This is a genomic window from Paenibacillus cellulositrophicus (genome assembly GCF_009363095.1).
In the GTDB taxonomy this organism is placed as follows: domain Bacteria; phylum Bacillota; class Bacilli; order Paenibacillales; family Paenibacillaceae; genus Paenibacillus_AQ; species Paenibacillus_AQ favisporus.
Map to the genome: position 1 here is coordinate 3,584,141 of NZ_CP045295.1, position 23,522 is coordinate 3,607,662.

Consider the following 23,522-nt stretch of genomic DNA (forward strand, 5'->3'; position numbering starts at 1 on the left):
TCTTCCAATCGAAAAAGAGCGGAGGTTTTGGTGTGCTGCTATTCTTTACTTGACGACGACGGCCACCACAATGGCCAGGATAAAAAAGCATGCCGCGACGACAACCGTCACGCGCTGCAGCACGAGATCCATGCCGCGTGCTTTCGTTTTACCGAATAGATGTTCCGCGCCACCGGAGATGGCCCCGGAAAGACCCGCGCTTTTCCCTTTTTGCAAAAGAACAATCGCGATCAACGCGATGGAGAAAATCACGAGCAGCACCTTCAACAAGATTTCCATTTGTTCCACCTCCCAATGGCTTAACATCTCAATTATATGAATGTCAAAATTTCGATTCCGTTATGGCCGGACTTAGACTGCAGCCCAGCGTGCACAAACAGCATTCTTATTGTATCATAGCCTATTTGCGAACACAAGCTAAACCCGCACTGCACCGCTGTTTATAGCATCAATCACAAGCGCAGGGAGGCACATTCCCAGACGCACGATCGTTTAAAATCCGAGTCACCGATCTTTGATCACTATGCTGGGCAGCTCCTTCTTGAAATAAAAACTCCATAAGACGCAACTTTAAAAAAGACAGATCGCGTTTAGCGGAGGTTTTCCTTGCGATGATTGAATCGTTCAGCCCCACTGAAATTTATAAATAAAAAAGCGCCCCGGAGTTACCCGGAACGCTCTTTGATTAAGGCTGTACAGCCTTATTTTTTCAGGTTGTAGAACGACTTCAGGCCGTTGTACTGCGCCAGTTCGCCCAATTCGTCCTCGATGCGGAGCAATTGGTTGTACTTCGCGATACGGTCCGTACGGGACGGAGCACCGGTTTTGATTTGACCGGCATTCGTTGCTACGGCGATGTCAGCGATCGTGCTGTCTTCGGACTCACCGGAACGGTGGGAGACAACCGCTGTGTATCCTGCGCGTTTCGCCATTTCGATCGCATCAAATGTTTCTGTCAGCGTACCGATTTGGTTTACTTTGATCAGGATGGAGTTGCCGATGCCTTCTTCGATGCCTTTTTCAAGACGCTCGGTGTTCGTTACAAACAAGTCGTCGCCAACAAGCTGGATCTTGTCGCCGAGTTTCGCGGTAAGGAGTTTCCAACCTTCCCAGTCGTCTTCGGAGCAGCCGTCTTCGATCGTGATGATCGGGTATTTGTCGACCCAGGAAGCGAGCAGCTCAACGAATTCACTGGATGTGTAGGATTTGCCTTCGCCTTCAAGATGGTACTTGCCATCTTTGTAGAATTCGGTGGAAGCGACGTCCATACCCAGGAATACGTCAACGCCTGGCTTGTAGCCGGCTTTTTCGATAGCTTCCATAATGGAGGACAATGCGTCTTCGTTGGACGTGAAGTTCGGAGCAAAGCCGCCTTCGTCGCCAACTGCTGTGTTCAGGCCTTTGCCCTTCAGAACGGATTTCAGGCTGTGGAAGATTTCTGCACCTGTACGGAGAGCTTCCTTGAACGTAGGCGCGCCAACTGGCAGTACCATAAATTCTTGAACGTCGACGTTGTTGTCGGCATGAGCGCCGCCGTTGACGATGTTCATCATTGGTACAGGCAGTTGTTTAGCATTGAATCCGCCAAGGTATACGTACAGCGGAAGGTCCAGAGCGTCAGCAGCCGCGCGGGCTACGGCCATGGATACAGCCAGGATGGCGTTAGCGCCCAGCTTGCCTTTGTTAGGTGTTCCGTCCAGTTTGATCATCAGCTTGTCGATGCCGAGCTGGTCGAGCGCGTCCATGCCGATGACTTCAGGAGCGATGATTTCGTTCACGTTCTTCACCGCGTTCAGAACACCTTTACCGAGGTAACGGTCTTTGTCGCCGTCGCGAAGCTCTACAGCTTCGTGAGCGCCTGTGGATGCGCCGGATGGTACGATGGCGCGGCCATGGCCGCCGGATTCCAGATATACTTCAACTTCAACCGTAGGGTTACCGCGGGAGTCGAGGACTTCGCGTGCGTACACGTCAGAAATAATAGTCATTTTGTGCTAATCTCCTTTTCCACATTCGTAATTGGTTATTCAGACCACATGATATAGATTGAACTCAAGTCTCGAATGGAGAACCCTGTTGGAACAGCCTTATCCAAGCCCTGCAACACGAACTTCTTGAGTTCATTCTATATTGCTTGTCAGCTACTACAGCCATTATAACGCATCGGATCACCGGAATCGAATTTTCCGCTTATTTGCGGGTTGCAATCATCGATTCGCCGGTCATTTCGGCAGGCTTCGGAAGCTGCATCAGATCGAGAATCGTCGGCGCCACGTCGGCCAGAATGCCGCCTTCGCGGAGCGTTACGTTCTCATCGGTCAAAATAAACGGCACCGGGTTCGTCGTATGAGCGGTGAATGGGCGTCCTGCTTCGTCAAATACCATGTCGGCGTTTCCGTGGTCAGCGATAATAATCGCTACCCCGCCTTTGGCAATAACGGCGTCCACTACTTTGCCCATGCACTCGTCGGTGACTTCAACCGCTTTGATCGTCGGTTCCAGCATACCGGAGTGTCCGACCATATCCGGGTTGGCAAAGTTCAGAATGATCGCATCATGCTTCTCGGCTTCGATTTCCTTCACGCAGGCGTCCGCCACTTCATAAGCGCTCATTTCCGGCTTCAGGTCATAAGTGGCGACCTTCGGCGAATTGATCAGAATGCGCGTTTCTCCAGGCAGCTCGACGTCGCGTCCGCCGCTGAAGAAGAAGGTAACGTGCGGATATTTTTCCGTTTCGGCAATACGCAGCTGCTTCTTGTTATTCTGCACCAGCACTTCGCCCAGCGTGTTGTCCAGGTTCTTCGGCTCGTAGGCTACGTAGCCTTCCACCGTTTCGCTGAACAGCGTCAGGCAGACGAAATGGAGGTTTTCCGGGAACTTCGGTCCGCGGTCGAATCCGCGGAAGTCCTTGTTCGTGAACACTTGGGACAGCTGGATCGCGCGGTCCGGGCGGAAGTTCAGGAAGATAACGGAGTCTCCGCTCTCCACCAGCGATACCGGGTTGCCCTGCTCGTCAACGATGACGGTCGGCTCCACAAACTCGTCGAATACCGACTTGTTGTAGGATTCCGTTACGGCAACCAGCGGATCGGTGTATTTCGGTCCATCCCCGTACACAATCGCACGGTAGGACTTCTCTACGCGTTCCCAGCGCTTATCGCGGTCCATCGCATAGTAACGGCCTTGTACCGTGGCGATTTTGCCGACGCCAACTTCCTTGATCTTGGCTTGCAGATCCTGGATGAACTTCTTGCCGGAATCCGGAGCCACGTCGCGTCCGTCCAGGAAAGCATGGATGTAAACCTCATCCAGCCCTTCTTTTTTCGCAAGGTCCAGCATAGCAAACATATGCTCGATATGGCTATGTACCCCGCCGTCGGACAAGAGACCGTACAGATGGAGCTTCTTGTTGTTATTCTTTGCAGCTTGCACCGCTTCGACTAGCGTCGGGTTGTTGAAAAACTCCCCTTCGCGAATCGATTTCGAAATCCGGGTCAAATCCTGGTACACGATGCGGCCTGCGCCGATGTTCAAATGGCCGACTTCGGAGTTGCCCATTTGCCCTTCCGGCAGACCTACCGCTTCGCCGGAAGCGGTCAGCGTCGTGTTCGGATACTTCGCCATCAATCGGTCGTAGTTCGGTTTCTTGGCCTGCGCTACCGCGTTGCCTTCGTCCGTGCTGCGCAGCCCGAATCCGTCCATGATGATCAGTGCTACGGGTCTAGGTGCGGTCATCTTACTTCGCCCCCTCAACGAGCTGGATGAACGAAGCCGGCTGCAGGCTGGCACCGCCAACGAGCGCGCCGTCGATGTCGCTTTGGCCCATGTATTCTTTAACGTTTTCCGGCTTCACGCTGCCGCCGTACTGGATACGAACCTGATCCGCCACCTCTTTGCCATACAGGCCTTCAACCAGGCTGCGGATATAAGAGATCACTTCGTTTGCGTCCTGCGCAGTCGAGGACTTGCCGGTTCCGATCGCCCAGATTGGCTCGTAAGCGATAACCACTTGAGCCGCCTGTTCTGCGGACAAGCCTTGGAACGCTGCTTCCGTCTGTACTTTGCATACGTCTTTCGTTTGGCCGGCTTCGCGCTCTTCCAGCTTCTCGCCGACGCACACGATTGGAGTCAGGTCATGACGGAATGCCGCTTGAACCTTTTTGTTCACGGTCTCGTCGGTTTCGGCAAAGTACTGCCGGCGCTCGGAGTGCCCGATAATGACGTAGTCTACGCCGAGGTCTTTCAGCATCACGCCGCTGATTTCCCCGGTGAACGCACCGTTATCTTCAAAATGCAGGTTTTGCGCACCGATTTTGATCGCTGTGCCTTTCACAGCTTCCACCAAAGCGGGAAGGTTCGTGAACGGAGCGCAGATGACGCTCTCCACGCCTTCAACTTCAGCTTTGCCTTTGACTTCTTCGATAAACGTTTTGGCTTCTGGAACGGTTTTGAACATTTTCCAGTTGCCGGCTATGATAGGTGTTCTCACACTTTTCACTCCTTTTTTGTCCTTACGGGTCCGTACGTTCCGCGCTCTTTCGGCGCTTCTTGCTTACTTGTCGTTCAGTGTCACGACGCCAGGAAGAGCCTTGCCTTCCATGAACTCGAGGGATGCACCGCCGCCAGTGGAGATGTGATCCATTTTGTCAGCCAGATGGAATTTCTCTGCCGCTGCCGCCGAGTCGCCGCCGCCGATGATGGTGTAGCCTTCGGTTTGGGCGCAGGCTTCTGCCACTTCGCGTGTACCGTTGGAGAAAGGATCGATTTCGAATACGCCCATCGGTCCGTTCCATACCACGAGTTTGGAGTTCTTGATGATCTCTGCATACTTGGCACGGGTTTTCGGTCCGATGTCCACGCCTTCCCATTTCTCAGGGATGTTGCCGACTTCGACGATGTCGACATTCGCATTGGCGCTGAAATCGTCCGCGATGACGATGTCAACCGGAAGCAGGAAGTTTTTGCCGAGATCCTTCGCTTTTTGGATAAATCCGAGCGCGACATCCAGTTTTTCATTATCGCACAAAGACAGACCGATTTCATAGCCCTGTGCCTTCATGAACGTATAGGACAGGCCGCCGCCGATCAGAACGTTATCCGCGATGTTCAGCAGGTTGTCGATAACGTCGATTTTATCCTTAACCTTGGAACCACCGATGATCGCTGTGAAAGGACGCTCCGGATTGGACAGTGCTTTACCAAGTACGGAAAGCTCCTTCTCCATCAGCAGGCCGGAAACAGCCGGCAGGTAATGGGCGATACCTTCGGTCGAAGCATGCGCACGGTGAGCGGCACCAAACGCGTCGTTTACGAACAGGTCAGCCAGCTCAGCGAACTGCTTCGCAAGTTCCGGATCGTTTTTCTCTTCGCCAGGGTAAAAGCGGACATTCTCAAGCAGCAGCACGTCGCCATTGTTCAGCTTCTCCACTTGCGCTTTGACCGCGTCGCCAACTGCTTCGTCAGCCTTGGCAACCGGTTTACCGAGCAGCTCGGACAGGCGCTCTGCCGCAGGTGTCAGACGCATGGATTCTACCACTTCGCCTTTCGGACGTCCCATGTGGCTGGCCAGAATCACTTTCGCGCCATGCTCGATCAGGTAGTTGATCGTTGGCAGCGTTTCACGGATCCGTGTATCGTCGGTAATTTTGCCGTCTTCCAATGGCACGTTAAAATCAACGCGCACGAATACGCGCTTGCCGTTTACTTCTACATCACGTACAGACTTCTTGTTCATCGTATTGTTTCCCTCCGCACCCATATTTTTAACGGGACAGTCTCCTGAGCCCCGTGGTTCAGCATGTTAGGACATTTAGCTTGCAATCATAGAATGGCTCAGCTCTGCTGAAAATTTATACATTCTATATTTTAAAGAGCGGAAACATAGGATGCCTGTTTCCGCTCGGGATGTTTTCGCTATGGGATGGCCGATATTACTTAGCGATCTTAGCGAAGTATGCCAATGTGCGAACCAATTGGGAAGTGTAAGACATTTCGTTGTCGTACCAAGCAACGGTTTTAACCAGCTGTTGGTCGCCAACAGTCAACACTTTCGTTTGAGTAGCGTCGAAGAGCGAACCGAACGTGATGCCTTTGATGTCGGAAGATACGATTTCGTCTTCAGTGTAGCCGTAAGTTTCTGGATCGGAAGCTTCTTTCATTGCTGCGTTTACTTCGTCAGCCGTTACTTTGGTGTTCAGAACTGTAACGAGCTCAGTCAGGGAACCTGTTGGTACAGGTACGCGTTGAGCGGCACCGTCCAGTTTGCCTTGCAGTTCTGGAAGAACCAGACCAATCGCTTTTGCAGCGCCAGTGGAGTTAGGAATGATGTTTTCTGCAGCTGCACGCGCACGACGGAAGTCACCTTTTGGATGCGGAGCGTCCAGGGTGTTTTGGTCGCCAGTGTAAGCGTGGATCGTTGTCATCAAGCCTTGAACGATACCGAACTTGTCGTTCAGCGTTTTGGCCATAGGAGCCAGGCAGTTCGTTGTGCAAGATGCGCCGGAGATTACAGTCTCAGTTCCGTCCAGTGTCTCATGGTTAACGTTGTATACGATCGTCTTCATGTCGCCTGTAGCCGGAGCGGAGATTACAACTTTCTTAGCGCCGCCTTTCAGGTGTTTCTCAGCAGCTTCTTTCGTTGTGAAGAAGCCTGTGCACTCGAGAACGATGTCTACGCCAAGATCGCCCCAAGGAAGTTCTTCAGGGTTACGGTTCGCCAGAACCTTAACTTCTTTGCCGTTCACTTTGAAGAAACCGTCGTGAACTTCGATGTCTCCGTTGAAAGTGCCTTGCGTTGTATCATATTTGAGCAGATGGGCCAACATCTTAGCGTCAGTAAGGTCGTTGATGGCTACAACTTCGATGCCTTCCACATTTTGAATACGGCGGAAAGCGAGTCGTCCGATACGTCCAAAACCGTTAATGCCTACTTTTACACTCATTGAATAGTCCTCCCAAAAGTTCGTATTTTATTTATTCAAAACAGGTAGATACCTGTCATGACATCAAAAGGAATGTTGTTTACTCGCTGTCGATTTCCCGGCAGATCTCGATAGCGGCTGCTTCGTCAACCACCAGAATGTCCTCGTGGCCGAATTTGAGCACCGCATGGATCGCTTTGGCCTTGCTTCGGCCGCCCGCAATGCCGATGACGGTCTCGGTCCGCATAATGTCCTCCAGCCGCAGCCCCAAAGTCATCATTTTATGAACGACAACGCCTTGTTCATTAAAATAGTAGCCAAAGGATTCGGCTACGGCTCCTTCCGACCGGATCTCCTCCACGGCGGCGGGATCCAGCCTTCTGCGGCGGGTCATCTCCATTGCGTCCCCGATGCCGTGCATGATGATGCGGCAGTGCCTGATCGCCTGCACGATCTCCTGGATGTTGCGGTCCTGCACCAGCGACTGATACGCTTCATCGCTCAGGAGGTCCGGCACATGCAGCAGCCGGTACTGCGCGCCGACGCGCTTGGCCATCGTGGATGCGATCGTGTTCGCCTGAAACTCCACGCTTTCGCCAAGTCCGCCCCTAGCTGGCACGAACCAGCTGTTCTTCATCGGTACGGCCGCCTGCGGCGTCAACTGCTCCGCCACTTCGGCGAGCGTTGAGCCTCCAGTCACCGCTACGGTGTCCCCTTGGTTCATGACGCCAAGCAGCGCTTTGGCACCCGCGCGTCCCAAGTCACGCTTCGTGAGCGGCGACGATTCGCAATCCCCGGGCACGACCACGACTTTGCGCAAGCCGTACGTCTGGCGGATCTTCTCGCCAAGATCATTGAGGCCGAACAGCACTTTCACCATCGGCTCCATCTGTTCGAGCAGCTTGCTTCCCGCCTCGCTGACCCTCATCCCAGAGCTCTCGATCTCAACCAGGCCCTGGGACTTGAGAAGATCCGTCTCGGCCCGCAGCACCCGCTCGGTCATATGCAGGGATGCAGCGAGCGTTCTCCGGCCGATCAGCTCCGACAGCTTGATCTGATGAAGAATGGTATATCTGGTCTTGAGAACGTCCACGAGATCAGGCAGAAGCTGCTTTTGTATCTCTAATATATCCCGCATTTCTTTCCACTCCTGCAACTTCGCTTCCCTCTCTCCCCTGGCCCTAAAATGTCCCGGGTCAACGTTTTAAGTCCCACCACTATTCTACTCAATAATGGCGCTGGTTGCAAGTAGTCCACTGACTATAATTCACATCAGCCTTTCCTCCTATACAGCATTTTCCTGATTCGAAAAAATTAATAACTTAACCCTTGCATTTTGATGCAAGCTATCATATAATAACTCTTGCTATTGAATTTTGCGCCCGTGGTCCAATGGATATGACGTAGGCCTCCGAAGCCTGAGATCGAGGTTCAATTCCTCGCGGGCGCGCCATTTTTCTTCAATAGAAGAGAACGCAGAACGGCAACCGTTCTACGTTATGTTTTTAACCAAACGCACCACAGCCAATCAGATGGCTATTTTTTTTTACCTCGAGTTTGACTTTCTTTGACTTTTTGTTTGAAATTGTTTATCATGTGGTTAATACGGTAACAGTATGTATAGAATGACCTATTTTGAGCCAATTAAGGGAGGTTTTCCACGTGAGTTATATTCCTATGGTCGTCGAACAAAGCAACCGCGGTGAACGGGCTTACGACATCTATTCCCGTTTGCTGAAAGACCGCATCATTTTCCTGGGCACCGAAGTCAATGACGTGGTCGCCAATTCTATCATCGCCCAGCTGCTGTTCCTCGCAGCCGAAGATCCGGAGAAAGACATCCATTTGTACATTAACAGCCCCGGCGGATCCATTACGGCCGGTATGGCGATATTCGATACAATGCAGTTCATCAAACCGGACGTATCTACAATCTGCGTAGGCTTGGCCGCTTCCATGGGCGCGTTCCTGCTGAACGCCGGCGCCAAGGGCAAACGCTTCGGCCTGCCGAACAGTGAGATCATGATCCACCAGCCGCTCGGGGGTGCGCAAGGCCAGGCTACGGATATCGAAATCCGCGCCCGCCGCATTCTGAAAATGCGCGACACCTTGAACCGCATCCTGTCCGAACGTACCGGACAGCCGCTGGAGCGCATCGAGAAAGACACCGACCGTGACTACTTCATGAGCGCAGCTGAAGCGCAGGAATATGGACTGATCGATAAAGTTCTGGAAAGCACTCCAATCCAAGGCGTGTAAATATTCGCGGCTTTGGAACCGAAGTAAAACAGGGAATCTCCCCGAATCGATCCGCTTACGGATCACCGGGAGGCTCCCTGTTTTTTTGTTTATCAAGGCGTCAAGCAGGCTGCAAGGTGCGCCCATGAACATGATTCTCATAGTCTTGACCACATCAATATATTGATGTATTATTCTTAATACCCGCTTTAAACCATCTACATATTGATTGTCAGCGGCATAGTATATATAACATAATTTCCCACTACACACCATTCATTCCGGTGTTATTTTAAGAAGATTAATTTTAATTTTTCAGCGAAGCTGAACCATTCTGTGATCACAAGAATAACGACCACGATATGTGGTGTGGTTATCTACAATGACGTCAAAAGACGTTTTTTTTGCGCCCGTGACCACGGCAGAGAACATTATTCAGGAGTGAAGGATCATGCTGATCGTCTATGATTCCAAGACCGGCAATGTCAGACGCTTTATCAACAAGCTGAACATGAGAGCCATTCCGATCGAAGAGCAGGAGCAGGTGAATGAGCCTTATGTGCTCGTAACGTATACAACGGGTTTTGGGCAGGTGCCTGAGAAAGTGTCCAACTTCCTGTCGAAGAACAACCGCATGCTTCGCGGCGTGTCGGCCAGCGGCAACCGGAACTGGGGGCCACGTTTCGCCAAGAGCGCGGATACGATATCGGAGATGTACCATGTGCCGGTCATCACCAAGTTCGAGCTTTCGGGAACGATGCGGGATACGGAGATTTTCAAAGAGAGGGTGCGGAGCATTGAAGCATATTGAACTCAACAACGAAATTATGCAGCGCGGATCGGACGGTTACTTTCAATTGGAAAAAGACCGGGAGGCGGTTGCCGCCTTTATGGAGGAAGTGGAGCGCGATACGATGAAGTTCGGCTCCCTGCGCGAGAAGCTGGATTACCTGATCAGCAACGACTACTATGAGAACGTGTTTGATCATTACACCTACGACGAAGTCGAGTCCGTGTTCAACCTGACGGCGAGCAGCGACTTCCAATTCCAGTCCTACATGGCGATCTCGAAGTTCTACAAGGACTATGCGATGAGAACCAACGACAAGAAGCAGTACCTGGAGCAGTACCCGGACCGCGTCGCCATCGTGGCGCTGTACTTGGGCGAAGGAAATATCGGTAAAGCGCTCCGTATCGCCGAAGCGATGATCGAGCAGCGGCTGCAGCCAGCGACCCCGACCTTCCTCAATGCCGGCAAAAGCCGCCGCGGCGAGCTAGTCTCCTGCTTCCTGCTGGAAATGGACGATTCGCTCAATTCGATCAACTACGTGCTCGGCACCTGCATGCAGCTGTCCAAAATCGGCGGCGGCGTAGCCGTCAATTTGTCCAAGCTGCGTGGGCGCGGTGAACCGATCAAAGGAGTGGCCGGAGCGGCCAAAGGCATCATGCCGGTGCTGAAGCTGATGGAGGACGCGTTCTCCTATGCCGACCAAATGGGCCAGCGCAAAGGCTCGGGTGCCGGATACTATAACATTTTCGGCTGGGATGTTATCGAGTTCCTTGATTCGAAGAAAATCAACGCCGACGAGAAGCTGCGCATCAAGACGCTGTCGATCGGGCTGATTGTCCCGAACAAATTTTACGAACTCGCCGCCCAGAACAAGCCGCTTGTGGTCTTTGGCCCCTACTCGGTATACAAAGCCTACGGCAAGCATCTGGACGACCTCGATATGGACGAAATGTACGACGAGCTGCTCGCCAATGACCAGGTGACGAAGAAAACCGTCATGAGCGCCCGTGACATGCTGACGAAAATCGCTTCGATCCAGCTCGAGTCCGGTTATCCGTACATCGTGAACAAATCGAACGCTAACAAGGTGCATGCGCTGAAGGATGTCGGCCAGATCAAAATGTCCAACCTGTGCACAGAAATTTTCCAGCTGCAGGAGACTTCGGAAATTAACGACTATGGCGTCGACGACGTGATCCGCCGGGACATCAGCTGCAACCTGGCCTCATTGAACATCGTGAACGTGATGGAGCAGGGCAAAATCAAGGAATCGGTCCGCGTCGGCATCGAGGCCCTTACGGTCGTCAGCGATCACTCCCGCGTGGAGAACGCGCCGGGCGTGAGCCTCGCCAACAAGGAGCTGCACTCCGTCGGCCTTGGAGCCATGAACCTGAACGGTTACCTGGCCAAAAACAAAATCGCATACGAGAGCGCGGAAGCGCGCGAGTTTGCAAGCACCTTTTTCATGATGATGAACTACTACTCGCTGGAGCAAAGCATGGAAATCGCGCGCGATCGCGGCGAAACGTTCCGGGACTTCGACAAGTCCGAGTACGCGAAGGGTACCTATTTTGACCGCTACCTCGAAAAGGACTTCCGGCCGCAATCGGAACGCGTGAAGCAGCTGTTTGAAGGTATCGAGATCCCGTCCCCTGAGGACTGGGCGCAGCTCAAGGCGCTTGTGCAGAAGCACGGACTGTACCATGCCTACCGTCTGGCGATCGCGCCGACGCAGAGCATCTCGTACATCCAGAACGCGACGTCCAGCGTCATGCCAATCGTCGAGCATATCGAAACGCGTACCTACGCGAACTCGACGACATATTACCCGATGCCGTTCCTCAGCGCGGAAACGCAGTGGTATTATAAATCAGCCTACAATATCGACCAGTTCCGCCTGATCGACATGATCGCGGAAATCCAGCAGCATGTGGACCAAGGCATTTCCACCGTGCTGCACGTCAACAGCACCGTATCGACCCGGGAATTGTCCCGTTTCTATATTTACGCCGCCCAGAAAGGGCTGAAATCGCTGTACTACACCCGGACGAAAAAATTGTCCATCGAAGAGTGCACCAGCTGCGCTGTCTAAATTCGAATATTACGCAAGGCGACGGCGGGGGCTTGAACAGCCCCTGTCGCCTTCTTCTATAAAAGGAGCAATGGTCTGATGAAAGCAGTAAACTGGAACCGGCCCGACGATGATTTTACGCTCATGTTCTGGCAGCAGAACATCATGCAGTTTTGGACCGACGACGAAATCCCTTTGTCTGACGATAAAATGGACTGGATCAAAATGACCGACGAGGAGCGCACCGCCTACAAGCATGTTCTTGGCGGACTGACGCTGCTGGATACGCTGCAGGGCGGCGTCGGCATGCCGAAAATTTTGGAGCATGTGGAAGGCCTGCAGCGCAAAGCCGTGCTCGGCTTCATGTCGATGATGGAGCAAATCCACGCCAAATCGTACAGCAGCATTTTCACCACACTCGCCTCGACGGAGGAGATTGACGCCATTTTCCGCTGGGTGGAGGACAACGAACAGCTGCAGTTCAAAGCGAAGAGCATCGAATCCTGGTACGCAAATATTCAAACCAAGCGCGATCTCTACAAGGCGATGGCCGCTTCCGTCTTCCTGGAGAGCTATCTGTTCTACAGCGGCTTCTTCTATCCGCTTTACCTGGCCGGCCAGGGCAAAATGACCAGCAGCGGTGAAATCATCGACCTGATTATCCGCGACGAGAGCATTCACGGCCTGTACGTCGGTACGCTGGCCCAGGAGCTGTTCCAGGAGTTCTCTTTCGAAGAGCAGGAGGAGCTGCGCCGGGAGCTGTACGAGCTGCTTGAGACGCTGTATCAGAACGAGGTGAAATATACGGATGACCTGTACAGCCCGATCGGACTGCAGGAGGAAGTGAAAACCTATGTCCGCTATAACGCCAACAAAGCGCTGATGAATCTCGGCTTCGAGCCGCATTTCCCGGAAGAGCCGATCAACCCGATCGTCTTCAACGGGATCAGCACCCACACCAAGCAGCATGATTTCTTCTCGAAAAAAGGCAACGGCTACGTCCGCGCGATCAACATCGAGCCGCTGTCCGACGACGACTTCGTGTTTGACGTATAAGTTCAGGCAAGTAACAAAAGGAGCTCCGCTCCACAACAAAATCCCCTTTGAACAGACAAGTGCAGGAAAGCGCACTGCCGTTTGCTCAGAGGGGATTTTTTCTGGGATTGTCGTACTGCCGTACGTATTGGTCTCCCCTTCTATTCCTTCCAGGAATACTCGATAACCTTCGCAGCTTAATTCCTTGTTGACATTTCAAATTATTTTGAAATATAATGTTCCCGATCCAATCATTTCAAAATAATTTGAATTATAGGGGTGAACTACGAATGTCTACTGATCAACAATCTCGGCTAAGCGGCTCTACATCCGAGATCGCTGCTGTCAAGCAGCGGGGCATGGGATGGAGTTTGGCACTGCTTGCTCTAGCACAGCTGATTTACGGGCTCGACATCAATATCGTTTTCGTCGCTTTGCCTGAGATCGGACATGGCCTTGGCTTCTCGGAACAGTCCCTGCAATGGGTGGTGAGTGCTTACACGGTTTTCTGCGGAGGCTTCCTGCTTCTTGGAGGGCGTGCTGCCGATATGCTGGGACAAAAGCGAATGTTTATTTTTGCGTTGGTCCTTTACGCCCTTTCTTCGCTATTGGGAGGCTTGGCTTGGGACCCGCTCGTCATCATTATAGCCCGTGCCATCCAAGGTATCGGAGCAGCGTTCCTGTTTCCCGCCACGTTATCGCTGATCAACCGATTGTTTGAGGAAGGTCCGCGCCGAAACCGCGCTCTTGCCGTATGGGGCGGGGCCGGAGCCAGCGGCCTGACGATTGGCTCGATCCTGGGCGGGGTATTGACCAATGCATTCGGCTGGGAAGCGGTCTTTTTGGTGAATGTTCCATTAGCAGGAATCGTTGCACTAGCTGCGCTGTTCGTTATTCCCCGTGACGAACGGCGGAATCAAAAGCGCTATTTCGATGTGCCCGGCGCCGCCACGGTAACCGCAGGCGCTACTCTCCTGGTATATGTTCTTGTCCAGGGGCCCGAATTGGGCTGGGCCTCCACGGAAATGATCATATGTGCTGTCCTTTCTCTGATCCTCTTGTCGATCTTTGCTCTGATCGAAATACGAAGCACCGCTCCTTTAATGTCGATCCATCTTTTCCGTAACCGCAGCTTGGCTGCCAGCATGGTCATTACATTCATCTACATGGGGACGTTTGGTGCCTTACCTTACTTCCTGACAACCTTATTTCAAAATGTGCACGGATACAGTGCTCTGCAAACCGGGCTTGCCTTCATTATCCCTTCCTTGGCGATCGCCGCAGGCACCCAGCTCGGCGAACGGCTGGCGTCCCGTTTGGAGGCGCGAAGCACGCTGCTTATCGGCATGATCATCGGAATTGTCGGGACCATACTGATTCCGTTAGGTGCGTACACAGACAGCAGCTATCTGATGATCGTTCCGGGCCTTGTAATTTCCGGGATCGGCCAGGGCATCACTTGGACCGCTATGTGGATCACGGCTTCAAACGGTGTAGCCCCGGAGGACCAAGGCGTCGCTTCCGGGATGGCCTCGACCACCTTGAACATCGGCAATGCCATCGGGCTTGCCATCTTGATCGCCATCGCCAACTCGGGTACGCATCAAATGACGGGTGAAGCTTTTCGCCAAGCATTAGCTGAGGGTAACCGGACAGCCATTTATCTTGCGGCGCTCGGCATTCTCCTCGGCGCGCTTGTCGCCTTGTTTTTGCCCCGCAAACGAAAAATATGACGGCTGTGGCCCGTCCAGCAAAAACAGCCAAACCCCCGTTATAGGTTTAACGGGGGTTGGGCAACATTAAATCATCCCTTGAGGACCGTTGACCGGCTCCCGGTTGGGATAAATCGTTCTATATCATCTGACTCAGCTTACATCATCTCAGCTGTAGCGGCTCCATTATTTCGCCGCTTCGAACGGATCCGTCCCCTTCGGCAGCAGGTCGCTGAAGTTGAACGTATACGTCGGGAAGCCGGCGGCATACGGCCCGATTTCATACTGCTGGAAGAAGATCGTCAATCCGCTTTCCTTCACATAGAAGTCCGCGTCCTTTTTCAGTCCGTTGAAGCCGTCTGTGAAGCCGTCTTTGGTCGCTTTTTGCTTCAGCAGTTTGTCCAGCTTGGTCTTGGCGTCGGCCGAATTGTGGAGCAGGCTGTCCAGCGTCAGCTGTTTGCCGTCCTTCAGCGAGAACGTAAACCCTTCGCGTGCCGTCATCCCGTGAGCTCCGCCTGTGTATTCATAAGAATCCGTCACGATGCTCAGGACGCCTTGGCGGTTATAAGTAACCAGGAACGTTCCGTCGAACTCATACGGGTGCTCCACCTTCGCATCGCGCTTTTTCGCCTTGGCCTTGGCTTCTGTGGCGAACGCTTCCGCCTTGTCTTTAAATACTTTGTTGATCGTCTCCTGGGCGTCCGCGTTAGCCAGCCCGCTTAACTGAGGATAACGGATCAGAATCGTTGCATTGGCGTCGCTCGCCTTGATGAGTTCGGTAGAGATTGTCACCTGGTTCATCTGACGCTTGGACAGGCTCAACGTCTTGGAAGACGCGGTATACACGCCCTGGAAGCCCATATAGTCGTTCAGCAGCTTGAAAGGAACGTACAGCTTGCCGTCGATCAATTTTCCATCGTAGCTGTTCGAATTGTCCCCGACATAGCTTCCGTTGATATAAGCGCTGACCCCGTAGTCGGAAACCTCCAGGTTCAGCTTCGTTACCCCGGATCCGACAGTGTACGTCTTGATACCCGGATTATAAGACAGCGGCAGACCGGCGGCATCGCGCAAAATGGACACCGGAATCATGGTGACCCCGTCAACCAGTTTCCCCTGCAGCGATAGCACCTTGCCGTTATATTTTAACGCCACTCCCGGCTGCGCAGCCGGCTTCACGACCGGCTTTGAGGCTGCAGCCGACACCTGCGATCCCCCAAACACGCCGGCATTTCCGATCAATACGCCTGCGGCCAGCACCGCGGCTCCCCATTTCATTCCCTTGTTCATCCTTATCAAATCTCCTCTCCAAACATTGCTGCTTGTGCTAGTCATATGATTTATTACCCAAATTCACCACTTCCCTATTATAAAAAAGACCTCAGCCGATTTGTTTACAACCGGGGTTACAGTATTGTCGTTTACGCCAGCCAAAAGTATAACTCTCTTAACCTTTACGTTAACTTTGTGTTCCTTCATCCGATCGGTCACGGGCCTTGCGATCATGAAGTCCCCCTTCATAGAACACCAGCACCGCGCCAGGACTTAAAAAGCTCACGAAATAAAAATAATGCCCCGTTCCGGAAGCCAGCTTAAGCATGGATCCCGAAACAGGGCAATTGTTCTTAAACGATATTAACGGTCGTTGTAAGGCCTCTGCTTACTACCGTCCGCTCTTCAGCTCCGTCCAGTAACGGTCATAGAGCTGCAGGGTATCCTTTACGTCGCCGAGCCATTCCGTCCGGCCCAGCTCTTCTTCGGAGAGGTTGATCATATGGTTGTTCCGGTATTCCTCGCTGTGGAACTCCATCGCTTTGGCGTTCGGATCGCTGTATCCGATCGACTCATAGTTCTTTGCACTGACCTGCGGATCGAGCATGTAGTTGATAAACTTCTCCGCAAGCTCCTTATGCTCGGCCCCTTTCGGGATCGCATAGTTGTCCGAGAAGATCGTCCCGCCCTCTTTTGGCACGACATATTCCACATCCGGATTGTCCTTCGAGATAAAAGCCGCGTCGCCGGACCATACCGTTCCGATCCAGCCTTCCTCCTGAATCATCTTCTGCTTGATGGTATCCGTGTCGAAAGCAAGAACGCTCGGCAGCAGCTTCTTCAGGTCGTCCACGGCCGACTTGATCTCGCCTTCATCCTGGGAGCTGTTCGAGTGCCCCTGCTTCTTCAAGGCCATGCCAATCACTTCGCGGTTGTCGTCCAGCAGAAGGACCTTGCCCTTGTATTTCGGGTCCCACAGATCCTCCCAGCTGTCGATGGTGTCCTTCACGTATTTTTTGTTATACGCGATACCCGTTACGCCGGAAGTGTATACGATCGAGTATTTATTGCCCGGGTCAAAATCAGGGTTCTTCAGCGATTCCTGAATGTTCTCGAAGTTCGGAATGTTGTTCTTGTCCAGCGGTTCCAGCAAATTGTTCTCGATCATCGTCCGGACCATGTAGTCCGAAGGCTGGATCAGATCGTATCCGCCGCCGCCTGCCTTGATTTTGGCCAGCAAATCCTCGTTGTTCGCATAGTTGTCATACGTAACCTTGACGTTGAATTTACTCTCGAAGTCCTTGAGCACCTGCTCGTCAAAATTGTCAGCCCAGCTGTAAATATGAAGCGTCTCCTTGGAAGATGAGCATCCTCCCAGGGATGCAACCGACACGAGGGCGAGTGCCCCAGCCAGTACGAGACCGGCGATACCCTTTCTTTTCACAGTAACATATCTCCTCTCTTTCTCCTTATAGCATGTAGTCCATATCCTTTAGCTCAATCAATAGTTCCATCAATAGTTCAATATCTAGCAGCTGCGTTAAATCGGCAGCATTTTATGCTTCTTCTGGCCCTTGCCGCGGTTGAGGAAAAACTGCGCCAGCAAAATCAGCACGACGCTAACCACGATCAGCAGCGTACAGAGTGCGTTAATTTCCGGCGAGATTCCCCGCTTCACCTGGCCGTAGATGTAAATCGGCAGCGTAGTCGAGCTTGGCCCGGCTACGAAGAAGCTGACCATAAAGTCGTCCAGCGACATCGTAAACGCGATCAGCGCCCCCGAGATGACGCCCGGGAAAATTTGCGGCCACGTCACATGGCGGAACGTCTGCCAAGGGGTGGCGCCAAGGTCGGCGGCCGCCTCCTCCAGCTGCTTGCCCATTCCCGCAAGGCGGGCCGTCACCACGACATAGACGTACGACATGCTGAACGTGATATGGGCGATGATGACCGTCGCTTTACCCAGCGGGACATGCATCTGGTTGAACAGCACCAGCAGCGACAGCCCCATGATGATATCGGGAATAATGACGGGCAAGTACATGAGCCCGTTCATGCTGCCCTTCCATCGCCGGCCAAGCCCCCGCAGGGACAAGGCTCCCACGGTTCCAAGCAGCGTCGCTACGATCGTGGATACGATCCCGACAGTCAAGCTGTTCATGAGCGCTTCAAGCACGTGGTCATCGGTCATCAGCGAGGCGTACCAGTCGAACGTAAACCCTTCCCAGTCCCCGCTGAGCCTCGTGTTATTAAATGAATAAATAATAATCAGCAGGATCGGTACATAAATAAAGATCATCATCAGCACGGAGTGAATCCCCAGCAGGGGATGACTTTTTCTCTTCATGCTCTCCCCTCCTTCGCACGGTCCGCCCGGGACTGCATCGCGCGGTTAAACAGCAGGATCAGAATGAGGGACGTGATGACGAAAATCACGGACAGCGCCGAGCCGAACGGCCAGTTGCGCGCCCCCAGATACTGCTGCTGGATGATGTTGCTGATCATCGTCGACTTGGCCCCGCCAAGAATATCCGTGACGACAAACATCCCCGTCGTGGAGACATAGACCAAGACGCAGCCGGTCATGATCCCGGACTTGCTCTGCGGCAGCGTGATGTGCCGGAACGCTTTCCAGCGGGTAGCCCCCAGGTCGCTGGCCGCATCCAGCAGCCGCTTGTCCATCTGTTCCAGTGCGACGTAAATCGGCAGCACCATGAACGGAATGAAGTTGTAGACCATGCCAAGCAGCACCGCGCCTTTGGTATACAGCATTTGCAGCGGCTCCTGAATCCATCCAAAATGGATCAGCAGCGTATTCACCACACCCTGCGTGCGCAGCAGCAGCACCCAGGCGTACGTCCGGATCAAGAAGTTGATCCAGAACGGAATCGTGATCAGCACCAGTCCCCAGGTCTGCACCCTGGGAGAGGCATTGGCGATGAAATAAGCGAGCGGGTAGCTGACCAACAAGCATACGACGGTCGTCACCACCGACAGCACTAACGTATCCCAATAGATGCCGAGATACAAAGAGTCAAAAAAGGTTTTATACCCGTTCAGCGAGAAATGAAAGACAACATTGCCCAGTGTGTCGCGGCTCATCAATGACATGACCACGACGATCACCATCGGGACGAGCAGAAACAGTGCCAGCCACAGCAGAACCGGCGTAATCAGCAGCTTGGATCGTCTCATGCCCCGATGACCACCTCATCCCGCGGATTCCAGTCCACCCCGATCCGCTGCCCAACCTTCCAAACGATCTCATCTTCGAAGTCCAGAGCGATCGTCACCATCATCGGTTCGCCATCAAGCTGAACGGTTAGCTTATGAACGTTGCCAAGATACAGCACATCCTGAATGACTCCGGTCTTGCGGACCCCTTCGGTTTCCCGTTTTGGACGCAGCTTCTCCGGCCGTACGGCAAACAGCTCCGAACCGGAACTGAAAATATTGTTCTCCCCGACGAAGGTCGCGGCGAAAAGCGTCTTCGGCGCGGCATAGATGTCCTTCGGCGTGCCGATCTGCTCGACTTTGCCGCTATTCATGATCACGATCCTGTCGGACAGCATCATTGCTTCCTCCTGGTCGTGCGTGACATACACAAAGGTAATGCCCAGCGAGCGCTGCAGATGCTTCAGCTCAGACTGCAGACTCTTGCGCAGCTGCAGGTCGAGCGCGCCCAGCGGCTCGTCGAGGAGGAGCACTTTGGGCTTGTTCGCGATCGCCCTCGCGATGGCCACGCGCTGCTGCTGTCCGCCGGACAGCTGATGCGGATAACGCGAAGTAAGCGCGGTTAGCTGCGTCATCTGGACGGCTTCAGCAACCCGTGCTTTTTGCTCTGCCTGGGGCAGCTTTTTCATTTTCAAACCGAAGGCGATATTGTCTCCCACGGTCATATGCGGGAACAGCGCGTAGTGCTGGAACACCAGGTTCAAATCCCGCTGGTTAGGCGGAAGCTTCGTGACGTTCTGCCCTTCCAGGATAATCTCGCCGTGAGTCGGCTGTTCGAATCCGGCAATCATGCGTAGTATGGTCGTCTTACCGCAGCCGCTAGGCCCGAGCAGAGTCAGGAATTCCCCTTCTTCAATGTTCAGTGACAGCGGATGCACGACAACTTGTCCTTCAAATTGCTTCTCAATCTGGACAAGTTCAATCATATGCATCAACCCCTTATCCATTACTAAGAAAAAAGCCATATCCATGGGTATGGCTTTTTCGGTAAATTATTTTTTCTCCGTTACGATCAACGGAAGTTGTCTACAACTGTTGCTGCATGTACAAATTTTCGCATATTCACTATAACGTTTTTTGACCCTTGGTACAATACCTTTCTACGTTTTCCCGCTGGAAAAGGGGGGATCGGGACCCACATCTGCGCAAAAAGCCGCCGCTTCAAGGGACGTCTGTCCCCGAAACGGCGGCTTGGCTCGGACCAAATCAGCCCATGCTTATTTCATTTCGTACTGCACGCTCAGCTGCGTCGATACTTTTACTTCTCCAGGCTCAACCGAAGTAGCGTTGTCGGCGGTGCCGGCCGTATCCATTTTAGCCATGGAAGATTCGGCATAGATGATCGGGTTCTGTGCATCGCCTTGGCTTACGACCAGGACGACTCCCAGCTGACGCTTGGCGGCCTTGGCAATTGCGCCTGCTTTCAGATCAGCGTTAGCCATCGCTTTCTCAATCACTTGTGCCTCATACTGGTCGCGGTTCTCAACAGAGAACTGTACGCTTTCAATGTTGTTGGCACCCGCACCGGAAGCGGCGTCAAGCAGCTGTCCAACCTTGGACAGGTCGCGGTACGATACCTGCAGCGTATGGTGAGCCGTATAGCCCGTCACTTTTTGTCCGTCCTTCTCGTTGTAGGTGTAGTTCGGCTGCACATAGAACGTGGTGCTCTTGATATCTTTGTCTTCGATTTTCCACGTCGTCTTCAGCAGCGCGGTGATCTTTTGGATTTTGTCTGCCGTTGCCTTTTGCGCGCTTTGTGCCGTTGCCGCCTGCGAGTCCACACCGATCGACAAGTATGCGATATCCGGCTTGACCGAAATCTCACCCTTGCCTACAACATTGATGACATTGCGCTGTACATCCTGGTCCGCATAGACGGTGGTCGAGCCACCCAGTCCGGTGACGCCCGCGCCTCCAGCCAAGAGCGCTCCTGCGATCAGCACGGAACCTACCGGTTTCAGCCATGTTTTCATTACCTTCAGCCTCCCTTTATATACTTCCAGTGTATCCATATAGCCGAAAGCGCAAGCACGGACGCAGCCTGTAAGTCAAACGGCCTGCGCGGCCGCCCTCACCTTCCAACTGTATTTGTCTACTAGACGTAGGGGACTGTTAAATGTTGCACATGTTAGAAAAATAATCTTCTGCCTATGAAACGGTCAGCTGACGATCGATTTCAAGTGGCTCTGCGCTTCCTTAATGCCGGCCAGGCTCTGCTCATTGTTGCCGAGGAGGGACTGCAATGTAGCCGACAATTCCTGCAGCGTCGCCGACGTTTGCTCGTTCACCGACGCGAGATGCGAAGTGGACTCGTCAATGGAACCCGAGAACGTCTCCACTTCTTGAAGCAATCCGCGGTATCCGTCGGAAATCTGCAGCAGTCCGGCAACCGATTCTTTAATGGATTCAAAGGCTTCGTACGTCTCATGCGTCATCTCGCTGCTCTTCTGCATCCGCTCCGCAACCTGATCCATCCGCATCAGGGTGTCGCTCATCAGCTCGGAGAAGCTGTGAAGTTGGAGCGAAATTTTCTCCGCCGAGTCCGAGGCATTCTCCGCCAGCTTGCGGATTTCCCTTGCGACCACAGCAAAGCCTTGGCCATGCTCGCCTGCCCGTGCCGCCTCGATACTGGCGTTCAGCGACAACAGGTTGGTCTGGTTCGCAATCTCCTGAATGGTCTGGCTGAACTGCGTCGTTTCCTGCACCTTCCCGGTCAAGCTTTGGATATCCTGCGACATGGCGCCGATTTCTTCCTTAAATTCGATAATCGCTTCGTTCAGCTGCTCCACTTTGTCCTTGCCGGATTCCGACAGCCGGTTCGCCGTACCTGTCTGGCTCAGCAGCGTTTCCGTCGAGTTGGACATCTGCTTGATCATCTCGTTCATCTGCTTAATGGACTCGTTAATGGCATAGGTGGAATCCACCTGGGATGATGCCCCGCCCGATATTTCCTGAAAGGCGACGTTCATCTGCTGGAACGAGGCGGTATTATCCTCGACCGCCTGCGTCAGGTCGTCGATGCTGCCGGTCACCGCAGCCACGCTGCCCAGCACGTGTTCCTTTTGTTCCTTCTGCTCGGCCAGCAGCCGCTCGGTCTGATCGCTTGCCGCTTTCATATTGTTCATCAAGGACCGGGTCACCCGCAGCAGCAGGAACACCATGACGCATACAAGCGCATACATAATGATGACCGTTAAAGGCCCGTCCTTCGAACCGGTTCCGAGCTGAACCTCATCAGCCTTTTGCAGGCACAGGTAGAGCATCAACCCCAAGCCGTACAGCATCGTGATCGAGGTTAATACGATACGCAAGGTGATCAGCGCCAACACGAGCAAATAGTATATGGAAAACAAGCTGCTCGGGCTGGTGGAATCCAACGCCTGAATGAGGATCGTCAGCGCCACCCCCGTAATGGCAATAACGGCCGCCTGATGAATCAGCTTACGCCGGACTTGGCTGTACACCATCACCAGCAGAACTACCAAATCAATCAAGAAGCTTAAGTTGTTGAGACTCGTCAGATTATCGAGGCTTCCCAGCTTGACCGTGGACACGGCCATCAGCGTGGAGATTAGAATCGCGATCAGCAGAATCCGGTTTCTGCCCATCGTGTCCCGCTCCGCGATCGTCAGCCTCCGTCCTTTCCCCGATCCTTCAGCATCATCTGTGTTGGTTGTGGTACCGTTCCATTTCCCCATACGTTGACCCCTCTTTATCAAAATAAATGCATCCGGGCTTCCCCGCTGCCGCCGCTTGCATGAACGGCTATAGCTATGATATCGGATGGCAGATTTATTTTCATAAGAGCCAAATCGTCCCAGATCCCGTCAGACAGCAAAAAACAGCCCGCCCTCCCCAAGGAGAAACGGACTGCTTTGTGCAGAAAATGGCCTCAGCGCCGCATCATTCGCAGCCGCAGGGCCCATTCTATAATTGTTTATTATTGGTTTTCAAGCTCTTCTTTGCCCACCAAGTTGACTAAAGCGGTTACAGCCTGTTCTGCGTCCGCACCTTCAGCACTGATGTTTACTTCCGTACCCGAGCTAATGGCAAGGCTCATAATTCCCATGATACTCTTGGCATTCACCTTTTTATCATCTTTTTCCACGAAAATTTCAGACGAGTACTTATTCGCTTCTTGGACGAACAATGCTGCCGGTCTGGCATGGAGACCCGTTTTCAAACGGACAACTACCGGGTGCTTTGTCATGGAAACTTACCCCCTATTAGATCAATCTGTATAGCTCACA

At 53.1% G+C, this 23,522-nt stretch carries 20 protein-coding genes and 1 tRNA gene; 6 read left to right on the forward strand and 15 right to left on the reverse strand.

Annotation, left to right across the window (positions count from 1 at the left end; translation table 11 throughout):
* Positions 1–45: 45 nt before the first annotated feature.
* The 7 genes from secG to GCU45_RS16015 form a co-directional block, all read right to left on the reverse strand.
* Positions 46–279, reverse strand: coding sequence for a preprotein translocase subunit SecG (gene secG / locus GCU45_RS15985; protein ID WP_076173152.1), 234 nt, complete (start codon positions 277–279; stop codon positions 46–48).
* A 422-nt stretch (positions 280–701) separates the two neighbouring features.
* Positions 702–1,988, reverse strand: a complete 1,287-nt coding sequence (eno, locus tag GCU45_RS15990) for a phosphopyruvate hydratase (protein WP_076173153.1) — start codon at positions 1,986–1,988, stop codon at positions 702–704.
* 202 nt (positions 1,989–2,190) lie between these two features.
* Positions 2,191–3,735: a 2,3-bisphosphoglycerate-independent phosphoglycerate mutase gene (gene gpmI / locus GCU45_RS15995; protein WP_105445137.1), complete on the reverse strand. Its 1,545-nt coding sequence runs from the start codon at positions 3,733–3,735 to the stop codon at positions 2,191–2,193.
* Between the two features lies 1 nt (position 3,736).
* The gene (gene tpiA, locus GCU45_RS16000; RefSeq protein WP_152399639.1) at positions 3,737–4,489 is read right to left on the reverse strand and encodes a triose-phosphate isomerase; all 753 of its coding nucleotides are present in this window, start codon (positions 4,487–4,489) and stop codon (positions 3,737–3,739) included.
* Between the two features lie 63 nt (positions 4,490–4,552).
* Positions 4,553–5,734 carry a phosphoglycerate kinase gene (locus GCU45_RS16005; RefSeq protein ID WP_152399640.1) on the reverse strand — a complete coding sequence of 394 codons (1,182 nt, stop codon included), beginning with the start codon at positions 5,732–5,734 and terminating at the stop codon, positions 4,553–4,555.
* Between the two features lie 196 nt (positions 5,735–5,930).
* Complete coding sequence (gap, locus tag GCU45_RS16010; RefSeq protein WP_076173156.1) at positions 5,931–6,941, reverse strand: type I glyceraldehyde-3-phosphate dehydrogenase; 1,011 nt, start codon at positions 6,939–6,941, stop codon at positions 5,931–5,933.
* Between the two features lie 79 nt (positions 6,942–7,020).
* Positions 7,021–8,058, reverse strand: coding sequence for a sugar-binding transcriptional regulator (locus GCU45_RS16015; RefSeq protein ID WP_152399641.1), 1,038 nt, complete (start codon positions 8,056–8,058; stop codon positions 7,021–7,023).
* A gap of 240 nt (positions 8,059–8,298) precedes the next feature.
* Between GCU45_RS16015 and GCU45_RS16020 the strand changes: the two genes are divergently transcribed.
* From GCU45_RS16020 to GCU45_RS16045, 6 genes are all read left to right on the forward strand, one after another.
* Positions 8,299–8,373: transfer RNA gene (locus GCU45_RS16020), tRNA-Arg, on the forward strand.
* Positions 8,374–8,582: 209 nt separating this feature from the next.
* Positions 8,583–9,179 (forward strand): ATP-dependent Clp endopeptidase proteolytic subunit ClpP, encoded by a 597-nt coding sequence (clpP, locus tag GCU45_RS16025; protein WP_076173158.1) that lies wholly within the window; start codon positions 8,583–8,585, stop codon positions 9,177–9,179.
* 430 nt (positions 9,180–9,609) lie between these two features.
* Entirely contained in the window at positions 9,610–9,969 is a 360-nt protein-coding gene (nrdI, locus tag GCU45_RS16030) for a class Ib ribonucleoside-diphosphate reductase assembly flavoprotein NrdI (RefSeq protein WP_145027353.1), read from the forward strand.
* The gene (gene nrdE / locus GCU45_RS16035) at positions 9,956–12,040 is read left to right on the forward strand and encodes a class 1b ribonucleoside-diphosphate reductase subunit alpha (RefSeq protein ID WP_152399642.1); all 2,085 of its coding nucleotides are present in this window, start codon (positions 9,956–9,958) and stop codon (positions 12,038–12,040) included. Before nrdI ends, nrdE begins: the two co-directional genes overlap by 14 nt.
* A 78-nt stretch (positions 12,041–12,118) precedes the next feature.
* Complete coding sequence (nrdF, locus tag GCU45_RS16040) at positions 12,119–13,075, forward strand: class 1b ribonucleoside-diphosphate reductase subunit beta (protein ID WP_089549396.1); 957 nt, start codon at positions 12,119–12,121, stop codon at positions 13,073–13,075.
* A gap of 269 nt (positions 13,076–13,344) precedes the next feature.
* Positions 13,345–14,787, forward strand: coding sequence for an MFS transporter (locus GCU45_RS16045; protein WP_208837051.1), 1,443 nt, complete (start codon positions 13,345–13,347; stop codon positions 14,785–14,787).
* A 165-nt stretch (positions 14,788–14,952) separates the two neighbouring features.
* On the opposite strand, the gene GCU45_RS16050 is transcribed toward GCU45_RS16045, so the two are convergent.
* The 8 genes from GCU45_RS16050 to GCU45_RS16085 all read right to left on the reverse strand — a co-directional run bounded on the left by GCU45_RS16050 (position 14,953) and on the right by GCU45_RS16085 (position 23,482).
* Positions 14,953–16,056 (reverse strand): PdaC/SigV domain-containing protein, encoded by a 1,104-nt coding sequence (locus GCU45_RS16050; protein WP_167527153.1) that lies wholly within the window; start codon positions 16,054–16,056, stop codon positions 14,953–14,955.
* A gap of 373 nt (positions 16,057–16,429) precedes the next feature.
* Positions 16,430–17,467, reverse strand: coding sequence for an ABC transporter substrate-binding protein (locus GCU45_RS16055; protein ID WP_425281295.1), 1,038 nt, complete (start codon positions 17,465–17,467; stop codon positions 16,430–16,432).
* Between the two features lie 111 nt (positions 17,468–17,578).
* Entirely contained in the window at positions 17,579–18,385 is an 807-nt protein-coding gene (locus GCU45_RS16060; RefSeq protein ID WP_076173166.1) for an ABC transporter permease, read from the reverse strand.
* Positions 18,382–19,233: an ABC transporter permease gene (locus tag GCU45_RS16065; RefSeq protein ID WP_105445130.1), complete on the reverse strand. Its 852-nt coding sequence runs from the start codon at positions 19,231–19,233 to the stop codon at positions 18,382–18,384. The genes GCU45_RS16060 and GCU45_RS16065 overlap by 4 nt, the downstream gene beginning before the upstream one ends.
* A complete protein-coding gene (locus GCU45_RS16070; protein ID WP_280117387.1) occupies positions 19,230–20,204 on the reverse strand; it encodes an ABC transporter ATP-binding protein in 975 nt (324 codons plus the stop codon). The genes GCU45_RS16065 and GCU45_RS16070 overlap by 4 nt, the downstream gene beginning before the upstream one ends.
* Before the next feature lie 285 nt (positions 20,205–20,489).
* Entirely contained in the window at positions 20,490–21,245 is a 756-nt protein-coding gene (locus tag GCU45_RS16075) for an SIMPL domain-containing protein (RefSeq protein ID WP_152399646.1), read from the reverse strand.
* Between the two features lie 186 nt (positions 21,246–21,431).
* A complete protein-coding gene (locus GCU45_RS16080; RefSeq protein ID WP_152399647.1) occupies positions 21,432–22,970 on the reverse strand; it encodes a methyl-accepting chemotaxis protein in 1,539 nt (512 codons plus the stop codon).
* Between the two features lie 242 nt (positions 22,971–23,212).
* Positions 23,213–23,482 carry an HPr family phosphocarrier protein gene (locus GCU45_RS16085; protein ID WP_076173171.1) on the reverse strand — a complete coding sequence of 90 codons (270 nt, stop codon included), beginning with the start codon at positions 23,480–23,482 and terminating at the stop codon, positions 23,213–23,215.
* Between the last annotated feature and the right edge of the window lie 40 nt (positions 23,483–23,522).